The sequence below is a fragment of the Actinomadura meridiana genome (assembly GCF_039537545.1).
Lineage (GTDB): Bacteria > Actinomycetota > Actinomycetes > Streptosporangiales > Streptosporangiaceae > Spirillospora > Spirillospora meridiana.
The window spans coordinates 1-2,975 of the sequence record NZ_BAABAS010000037.1 but is presented as its reverse complement, the minus strand read 5'-3'; the positions used below and the strand labels follow the sequence as shown (position 1 = coordinate 2,975).

At 67.4% G+C, this 2,975-nt stretch carries 1 protein-coding gene; it reads left to right on the top strand.

All coding sequences use genetic code 11. From position 1 onward, the window contains the following. Window positions 1–2,975 (top strand): type I polyketide synthase (locus ABD808_RS38325; protein WP_344908465.1); only part of this gene is annotated, 2,975 nt, incomplete at both ends.

Below are 2,975 nucleotides of genomic sequence, written 5' to 3'. Positions count from 1 at the left end.
CCCCTCCCCACCACCAATCACCCGATCACCCACACTCACCACGCCATCCGCACCTTCTCCCAAGCACGCCGCACCGGAAAATTCACCCTCACAATCCCCCAACCCCTTAACACCACCAAGAGCACCACCCTCATCACCGGCGGCACCGGAACCCTCGGCGCATTGGTCGCCGAACGTCTGATCACCGAGCACGGTGCGACTCATCTGCTCCTCACCAGCAGACGCGGACTCGACGCCCCAGGCGCAGCCGAACTCACACAACGCCTGGAAAACCTGGGAGCGCAGGTCACGATCGCGGCCTGCGACGCCGCCGACCCCGACGCACTGGCCGAACTCCTCGCCACCATCCCTGACGACCGTCCACTCAAGACCGTCGTCCACGCCGCCGGAATCCTGGACGACGCGCCACTGGAAAGCCAGACACCCGAAAGCCTGGCCGCCGTGTTCCGGCCCAAGGTCGATGCCGCCTGGAACCTGCACCAGCAAACCCGCGACCTGGAGCTGGACGCGTTCGTGCTCTTCTCCTCCGCCGCGGGCACGCTCGGCAACCCGGGCCAGGCCAACTACGCCGCCGCCAACACCTACCTCGACGCCCTAGCCGCACACCGCCACCGCCAAGGCCTGCCCGGAACCTCCATCGCCTGGGGCCTCTGGGAACACACCAGCGCCATGACCAGCGCACTCACCGCAGCGGACTTGGCGCGCATGAAGCGCTCGGGAATCCACCCGCTCACCGACGAACACGGCCTCGCACTCCTCGACACCGCGCTCCAACTCAACCAGCCCCACCTCGTCGCCACGCCGATCACCGCATCCACCACCGCACACCACCCCTCACCCCTCCTCCGCGCCCTCGCCCCACAAACACGCCGCACGGCCGCGACCGGCACGTCGGCGTCGAAGGCGCTCACCGGTCTCGCGCGGGAATTGGCCGAGCTGTCTTCCGAGCAGCAGTTGGAGCACCTGCTCGGTGTCGTTCAGACCCAGGCGTCCGTGGTACTCGGCCATTCGGCGACGGACGCGATCGTTCCCGACCGTCCGTTCAAGGAGCTCGGATTCGACTCCCTCACGGCCGTCGAACTACGCAACCGGCTGGCCAACGCGACCAGTCTCCGCCTGCCGCCCACGCTGATCTTCGACCACCCCAGCCCCACCGCACTGGCCGGGCACCTCCAGTCGAAGATTGTCACGGCCTCCGCCCCGACCGTCACGGTCAAGCGCGGTACGGCGACGTCGGATGAGCCGATCGCGATCGTGGGCATGGCCTGCCGCTACCCCGGCGACGTCCACAACCCCCACGACCTGTGGCAACTCGTCCACAACCAGAAAGACGCCATCGCCCCGTTCCCCACCGACCGAGGCTGGCACCCCCACCTCTACAACCCCGACCCCACCACCCCCCACACCACCTACACCAACCACGGAGGCTTCCTCAACGCCGCCAACTTCGACCCCGCCTTCTTCAACATCAGCCCCCGCGAAGCCCTCGCCATGGACCCCCAACAACGACTCCTCCTCGAAACCACCTGGGAAACCCTCGAAAACGCCCACCTCAACCCCACCCACCTCACCAACCACACCATCGGCGTCTACACAGGGGTTCTGGCCAGCAATTACGGGGCGCATCTGCTTTACGAGGCCCCAGAGGAAGTCTCGGGCTACCTGTCGACGGGCATCAGCAACAGCGTCGCGTCCGGACGCATCTCCTACACCTTCGGGTTCGATGGACCGGCCATCACGGTCGATACCGCGTGCTCGTCGTCACTCGTCGCCATGCACCTGGCCGCCCAGGCACTCCGCTCCGGCGAATGCGACATGGCCCTTGCCGGAGGCGTGACGGTAATGGCGGCTCCGACACCATTCCTGGAATTCAGCCGACAGCGCGGGCTCGCGGCGGACGGACGCTGCAAGCCGTTCGCCGCCGCCGCCGACGGGACCGGCTTCTCCGAAGGCGTCGGACTCGTCCTACTCGAACGACTCTCCGACGCCCAACGCAACGGCCACCACATCCTCGCCATCGTCAAGGGCTCAGCGATCAACCAGGACGGCGCCAGCAACGGACTCTCCGCACCCAACGGGCCGTCGCAGGAACGCGTCATCCAGCAGGCCCTCGCCAACGCCGGACTCACCGCCGACCAGATCGACGCGGTCGAAGCGCACGGCACCGGCACCACCCTGGGCGACCCCATCGAGGCCCAAGCCATTCTCAACACCTACGGGCAACACCACACCGCCGAACAGCCCATCTACATCGGCTCCATCAAGTCCAACATCGGGCACACGCAGGCGGCGGCCGGAGTCGCGAGCGTCATCAAGATGGTCCAGGCCATGCGGCACGGAACGCTCCCCGCGTCCCTGCACATCGACGAACCCTCGAACCACGTCGACTGGACCACGGGGCACGTGGTTCCGCTCGCCGAGAGCATTCCCTGGCCGGAGACCGACCAGGCCCGGCGGGCGGCGGTGTCGTCCTTCGGGATCAGCGGCACCAACGCACACCTCATCCTCGAAGCCCCACCCGACGACGTCACCGAAGCCACTCCCGCTGAAGAGGACCCGGCACCGGCCGTCGCACTCCCGCTCTCGGCGAAGGACCCGGATGCGCTCCGCGACGCCGCCGAACGCCTCAACGACCACTTCGCCGAGAATCCTGGCCTCACCCCGGCCGACCTCGCCGAACCCCTCACCAAGCGCGCCCTGTTCGACCATCGCGCTGTCATCGTCACCGGACGAGACGACCGCGACGAGACCGCAACAGCTCTTCAAGCACTAGCAGACGGGCGACCGCATCCGTCGCTGGTCACCGGGCCCGACACCCTGCCCACCACCAACGGGATCGTGTTCGTGTTCCCCGGCCAAGGCTCACAATGGGCCGGGATGGGTGTCCAACTCCTCGCCGAATCGCCCGCGTTCGCCCGTGCCATAGATGAGTGCGCCCAAGCGCTCGAACCACACACCGACTGGAATCTGCTGGA